Source organism: Arthrobacter sp. 01L42 (genome assembly GCF_056400005.1).
Map to the genome: position 1 here is coordinate 42,731 of NZ_JBFTSL010000029.1, position 6,138 is coordinate 48,868.

8 protein-coding genes are annotated in these 6,138 nt (G+C 66.9%); 5 read left to right on the top strand and 3 right to left on the bottom strand.

Annotation, left to right across the window (positions count from 1 at the left end):
• Positions 1 to 52: 52 nt before the first annotated feature.
• A complete protein-coding gene (locus AC1DN2_RS20035; RefSeq protein WP_476851685.1) occupies positions 53 to 1,888 on the bottom strand; it encodes an AfsR/SARP family transcriptional regulator in 1,836 nt (611 codons plus the stop codon).
• Positions 1,889 to 2,215: 327 nt separating this feature from the next.
• Between AC1DN2_RS20035 and AC1DN2_RS20040 the strand changes: the two genes are divergently transcribed.
• On the top strand, positions 2,216 to 2,392 hold the full coding sequence (locus AC1DN2_RS20040) for a hypothetical protein (RefSeq protein ID WP_476851686.1): 177 nt from the start codon (positions 2,216 to 2,218) through the stop codon (positions 2,390 to 2,392).
• A 138-nt stretch (positions 2,393 to 2,530) separates the two neighbouring features.
• On the opposite strand, the gene AC1DN2_RS20045 is transcribed toward AC1DN2_RS20040, so the two are convergent.
• On the bottom strand, positions 2,531 to 2,830 hold the full coding sequence (locus tag AC1DN2_RS20045; protein WP_476851687.1) for a hypothetical protein: 300 nt from the start codon (positions 2,828 to 2,830) through the stop codon (positions 2,531 to 2,533).
• A gap of 126 nt (positions 2,831 to 2,956) precedes the next feature.
• Here AC1DN2_RS20045 and AC1DN2_RS20050 point away from each other — a divergent pair, with 126 nt between their 5' ends.
• From AC1DN2_RS20050 to AC1DN2_RS20065, 4 genes are all read left to right on the top strand, one after another.
• A complete protein-coding gene (locus AC1DN2_RS20050; protein WP_476851688.1) occupies positions 2,957 to 3,343 on the top strand; it encodes a VOC family protein in 387 nt (128 codons plus the stop codon).
• A 124-nt stretch (positions 3,344 to 3,467) separates the two neighbouring features.
• Positions 3,468 to 3,809, top strand: a complete 342-nt coding sequence (locus AC1DN2_RS20055) for a YciI family protein (RefSeq protein WP_476851689.1) — start codon at positions 3,468 to 3,470, stop codon at positions 3,807 to 3,809.
• A gap of 247 nt (positions 3,810 to 4,056) precedes the next feature.
• Positions 4,057 to 4,536 (top strand): hypothetical protein, encoded by a 480-nt coding sequence (locus AC1DN2_RS20060; protein WP_476851690.1) that lies wholly within the window; start codon positions 4,057 to 4,059, stop codon positions 4,534 to 4,536.
• 252 nt (positions 4,537 to 4,788) lie between these two features.
• The gene (locus AC1DN2_RS20065; protein WP_223915857.1) at positions 4,789 to 5,256 is read left to right on the top strand and encodes a hypothetical protein; all 468 of its coding nucleotides are present in this window, start codon (positions 4,789 to 4,791) and stop codon (positions 5,254 to 5,256) included.
• 83 nt (positions 5,257 to 5,339) lie between these two features.
• Here the strand turns inward: AC1DN2_RS20065 and AC1DN2_RS20070 are convergent, their stop codons facing one another.
• The gene (locus tag AC1DN2_RS20070) at positions 5,340 to 5,645 is read right to left on the bottom strand and encodes a DUF1905 domain-containing protein (RefSeq protein ID WP_476851691.1); all 306 of its coding nucleotides are present in this window, start codon (positions 5,643 to 5,645) and stop codon (positions 5,340 to 5,342) included.
• Positions 5,646 to 6,138 lie beyond the last annotated feature (493 nt).

Here is a 6,138-nt window from a genome sequence, read left to right on the forward strand (position 1 = left end):
AGCAGTGTCTTTCGCCCCTGCCGCCCACTGCCACAGCACGCGCCGCAGCTGATCAGAGCTGGCCGCGCCGGGCCAGGTAGGTGTTGAGCGCCGGGTTGTCGATGTCCTTGGCCAGCCACGGGATGGTCTCCGCGGCGGCGGTGTCGCCGAGAACTGCCCGGTGCGAGTGCGCCCGGACCACCAGTTCGCGCAAGGCGCCGCGGCTGGCCATGGTGCCCAGCCGGTCGGCGTAGTCCCCGGCGGCGGGGGAGCCGGCGTCGATCGCGACCTCGGCGGCGGTGTCCAGCAGCCGCGCCCGGTACCACAGATACCAGGGCGTGGTGTCGAGCCCGCGCTTGAGCCAGGATTCGGCCGCGGCCTGGTCATTCAGCGCCATGCTGAGCCTCGCCTTGGCCCCGGCGGCCAGGGTCAGGTAGCAGTGGTCGCCGGCGACGTCGGCCATCACCCACGAGCGGTCGATCAGGGGAGCGGCGTCCTCCAGACGGCCGGCGGCGAGGAAGGTCTCGCCGCGGAGGCCGGCGACAAAGGGTTCGAAGGCCGTCCAGTGCTCGGCCGCGATCAGTTCCTGGGCCCGGTCCAGGCATTCAGCAGCCGGCTCCAAATCCCCGCGCAGCAGATGCACCCGGCCGGTCAGGGCCGTACTGAACGCCAGTAGGCGGCGGCCGCCAACGGCGGTGGCGAGCCGGCTCGATTCGGCCAGGGCCGCCAGCGCCTCACCGTAGTGCGCGGTGTCCGAGGCCGCCATGCCCTGGATGGCCAGGATCCTGGACCGTTCGTCGTCGAACCCGTCCGCCGCCCGGGCCGCCTGCTCCAGCCAGCCGGCCGCGCGGTCCGGAATGCCCCGCTGCACCGACAGGTACCCCAGCTCCCGGTACGCGGCCGCCGCCACCCGCGACGCCGGCCGCGCGGGGTTCCGTCCCCCCGACGCCATCGACTCAGGGTCCAACCCTTCCGACTTCAGCGCCCGGTGCAGGAGGTCGGCCACCTCGGCGCCGCGTCCGCCGGCCTGATGGATCAGCGCCCCGGACAAGGTGACCAGGGATTCGGCGAGCAGATGATGGTCGCCGGTCCGTTGCGCGATCTCGGCGGCGAGGCGCAACTGATCCAGCCCGCGGTCCACGGAGCCTGCCGAGAGCGAGGCCTCGGCGGCGTCGAGGTACGACCGCACGGCGGCCGAACTGGCCGGCAGCCCGGGCTCGGCCGGGGGCGCCCCGTCTGCCAGCGCCCGGCGCACCTCCGCGGGCACGCCGAGCCCGAGCTCCCGGCGGTACAGTTCGCGGCACTTGTCGGCCTGCTCCCGCGCCCGCCGGTAGTCACCCAGGGCGAGCAGGGCCTTGATCAGCACGGCGTGGCAGTCGGCGTTGAACGGGTCCAGGTGCAGCGCGCGGGTGGCGAGGTCGACGGCGTCGTCGGCCCTTCCGGCCGCCAGCGCGGCGAGCGATGCCTCGTAGAGCAGCGTCAGGACAGCATTCTCGAGCCGGTGCCGCTGGTCCTCCAGCCAGGACTCGAACGCCGGGCATTCTTCGAAGGTGAGACCCTCCAGGAGGTCGCCGTCGAAGGTGCGGGGGTCGGCGCCGCCGGCTGGCTGCAGGGCCGCCAGCACGTCGCAGTTCCAGCCGGCCGGCAGCACCAGCCGCAGCGGGTCGCCGCCCACCGATTCCGCGCCGAGGGTCCGGCGCAGCTCGGAAAGGTTCCAGCGCAGGGCACCGAGCGGGTCCTCGGCGTCGGGAAACAGGAGGGCCGCCGTCCGGGCCCGGCCCGTGCCGCCCGGTTGCAGCGCAAGGTAGGCCAGCACAGCCCATGCCTTGCGGCCCCGGGGCTGCCGGGGTGCGGTGCCAGCGGACTCGATCCGGGGCGGACCGAGGAGCCGAATCCAAGTCTCGGCCATATCAGTCATGCTACGCCGCTAGTGGGGGAGCTGGAGGTGCCGACGGCGAGCGTGCGGCGGGGGAGCGACGACGCCTGACCGTCGCATGATCGGAGCCGAAGGGAGCCGAAGGAAGCCGGAAGCGGGCGGAAAAACCAAAGCGGAAAATGCTCACACGGTGGCTCACACGGTGGGTGCGGAAACTGGACATGTCCCTACAAAAGGACCGGAAACCTGAACCCCACCCGCAAACGAAACCCGCACCGATCGCCCGGGATTCCGGCCCAACAATTGATCCATCGTCAGCCCCAACAACCAGCTCCATCACTCGCCCGAGGTGCTCTTCACATGGAATTTGCCGCCATCCTGCTCGCCGGACTCCTGGTCTTCGCAGCCGTCGCCACCATCGTCGCGGTCGTCCGCGACGGCCGGGGCCACACCCCTCCCATCCGGTCCACCCGCCCCTGGATGGCAGGCAACCTGCCCAGCGAACCGTACGCATCCCTGCGGTCCCTGCAGGGCTGACTGAATCCGGTAACCACACGCCAGTAACCGCACGGGCCTGACCCCCACCTCCAGCATGGGAGGCGGAGGTCAGGCCCGACGTCGTGCGGTGCCTTTGCGGAGTTCAGCGCTTCGTGGCGGCGTGCTCGCCGCGTCCGTTCACGGGGCCTGCGTAGCCCCGGTCTGGGGAGGCCGGTCTTTTAAAAGGACCGTCGCGGCGATTGCGGTCCCAAATGCGAAGAGGACCAACGGAGTTTGGAAAATCGCGCCCATGATGGCGAACCCTGCATCGGCTATTGGCTTCGACGCCGAAAATAGGCATGCAGCATCGATGGCCAATGCGGCCGCGTAGCCGACGAAGAAGCAGACGAGCAGTGCAGGAGTCCTGTAGGTCTTCGTAAATGCCCTAACCGCGAAGTCGTAGGCCAGGTATTTGAGTCCGATGGCCGCCGTCGTCATCGCAGCCTATGTTTCCCCTGCTGAGACTGGCGCCACGAAGGTTCCAGGGACGTAGCCGGCGCTCTTGAAATCTGAAGAGTGCCGGATGTCAGATGGTCTCAGACAACCACCCCGGAGGGGGTCGCCATGACGGTCGCTTTCAACCACACCATCGTCTACGCAACGGATAAGCGGCGGTCGGCGAAGTTCCTGGCCAACGTGCTCGGACTGCCGGAACCCGAAGCCATGTGGTCCTTCATGACCGTGCCCCTGGACCACGGAGTGGCCCTCGATTTCGCCACGGCGGACCGGCCCATCGCCCCGCAGCACTACGCCTTCCTGGTCAGCGAGGAGGACTTCGACGGAATCTTCGCAAGGATCCAGGCCGAGGGCATCCCCTACTGGGCGGACCCGGGACGGTCCCGCCCACAGCAGATCAACCACAACGACGGCGGACGCGGCGTCTACTTCGCGGATCCTGACGGGCATTTCCTTGAGGCAATCACGCGTCCGTACGGATCGGGTGCTGCATGAGGTCCCAGGTTCGCCGTCACGGCCACCGGGGCCGCCGAGATCCTTGCGCGGCACGATGGCATCGGCGAGGATGAACGCGATTCACCGTGCTGCAAACCGTGCTGCAAACAAGGAGTCGACGCGAATGACGAAGTATCTGATCTCGTTTCCGAGTGCCGCCATGGTCTTCCCTGACGAAGAGCTGCAGGCTGTTTCGGATGCGTCGCACGCGGTCGTCCAGGAGGCGAAGGACGCCGGCGTCTGGGTGTTTGGCGGCGGCATCGATGAGGGCATCCCGCCCGTCATGGTCGACGGCGACGGGACCGTGAGCGAGGGCACCTACCCGCAGACGACGCAGCTCGAAGGCGGCTACTCGGTGCTGGAGCTGCCCTCCTACGATGAGGCTTTGGAGTGGGCCGCGAAGATCGCGGCCGCCTGCCGTTGCGCGCAGGAGGTGCGCGCCTTCCAGTACGACCCCGCCAGCTAGGTGACTGCGCGGCGGGGGTGGCTTACACTGACCTCGGCTGGTGGGCGCCGGGGGAGGGCACGTGGCAAGAGGACATCTTTGTGGGGCAGTAGTGGTGGCTTTCGGGCTGGCCTTGGCCGGATGCTCTGGATCCACACAGCCCGGTCAAGCCTTCACTTCGCCCACCATGCCTGCGGCACCCTCAACCCCGAGTCCTCAGCCGAGCCCGTCCATCGCCCACGACGGCAACGTGAAGGGAAGCAGCGCAGTGAGCGTAACCGTGGCACCTGACATCTTCGACCAGCAGGGCGAGAGGTACGAGGAAGGACTAGGTGACGGATGGGAAACGTCACCCGGGTTCCTTGTCGAGACTGACGACCAGGACAAGGCCGCCGCGGCGTTGTATGCCGCGGGAGGGCGCTTTATGTCGGTGGACCAGAACGGCAAGGAACTGAGCCCCGCCGAAATGACTGGCGACTACCCCCAGTACACGCCAAACTACGTCTCCGATGTCTATCTGACCGAACTTGGCCCCATGATTTGGACTGACACTAAAGGCGAACTCTCGATGGGCATGGCGGAGAGGATGCTGCTCATACTGGAGGCCGAACTCCGGTCCCAGGGGATCACGGCCCATGTGACTGCTCCACCGGCTGACCTCTCACTCGACGGCACGCCCATCTGGCGGCCTCCCACCGAGACCGCCGTGCACGCGGGAGCTGACGTGAAGGCGCCGACGAACGAATAGCGGCGGCGGGAGAACCTCGGGGCACCGTTCCCCGCCCCGGACCGGCGGGGAACGCCGACGTCGTCGGTCAAGTGTCTAGACACCCGCAGTGGCGCGGGAGCATCCTAAACGTGTGCGCGTTTCGGGAGGAGAGCGGCCAAGGGGCAGGGAGATCCCGTCCCGGCTGGGGAATCCTGGGGAACCGGTGGACCGCTGGCAGTCCCACTTTCCAGGCGTGCGGACACGATCGGCGAGGGAACCGGGGACCAGATCATGGACGAAACATCCGATACGCGGCAAAGGCTGTCTAACCGCATCGACCAGAAGCAACGGGACCTTCAGTCCTACCTCGGCCGGGAACGACCCCGGCGCTCCCGGCTGGCCGGCATCAGCATCGTGGGCAGTGCGCTGGCCGCCGCGTTCACGGTCGGCCCCGCCGCCGGTGGCACGGGGTTCACCGAAGCGGTGGCGAACATCTTCAACCTGGCGGACGACTCGATTGTGTGGCGGGGACTGTGTCTGCTGGCGGTGATCTGCTCCGTTGCCGCGGCGCTGGCCACGAACTTTGCCACGTCCCGTTCCGTGGCGGACCGTGTGAGCGCAGCCGAGACCGCCAGTGCCCAGCTGGAGGGGCTGCAGGTCGCGCTGAACTTCGGCCACATCGAGATCGACGAGGCCGTCAAGCTGTACCAGCAATACGCCACGCAGGTGGCGTTCGTGGAGGCCTCTCCGGCGGGGTGAACTGTTCCTTCAAGCAGCGGCTCAACAGAGAGCACAAGCGCTCGGGTCGCCCTGCAGCTACCCCTGCAATCCAGTCCGTGTTGTCAGCCCTCAAGAATCAGTTCGACTTCCACGTCCACCTCATCGCCGGCGTGGATGCCGGCTGCGGTTCTGATGGCCTTCTTGACGGGGAGGAGGTACGAGTTGGTCCTGCTGTCCGGGAAGAGCGACGTCCGCCACCGCTGCCCGGCGATGCAGGCATTCACCTTCACCGAACCGAAGCCCTTCCGGAACGGGGCGGCCTGGTCCTTGAGCTGCTCCGCCAGGTCCGGCGGCAAGGTGATGAAGTGCCAGCCTGCCTGCTCGGGGTAGTGCCACAGCTCGGCACGGAACGTGTACGACGTCGTCACGCTCTGAGTATGGCACCGGGAGCAAAGCCTCGTGATGTGCGCGTGTGACCCACTCCATAGAACCCCGACGCCGGGCCGCCGGCCTCTGGGGGCGGCCGCGGCTGCCGAAATCCGCGCGGTTCCGGGAATGTGACGCCATGGAACCCCCTCAGGGGGCCGATTTGTGTAGGGTCCTCCCGGCGTGTAAAGTAATTCGAGTCGCCGCCGCTGATGCGGAAAGAAAGCGACCGACCCCCTTCTAAACAGCCTGAAAATGGTTCGCAAATTTGCGTGCTAAATAACGGTGGGGACCTTCTTGGATGAATGTAAATCGCAGAAATGCGAATTTGCAAAGACTTCCGAGATCGGGTAAGTTTGAAAAGTTGCTCCGGAGCGATCCTTGACTGATTGTTGGTTGTGGTGGTGCCGGGTGTGTCTGTTGTTTGAGAACTCAATAGTGTGCCAAGTTTGTTGATACCAATTTATTGTATTGAATTGGTTGAATTTGCCGGGC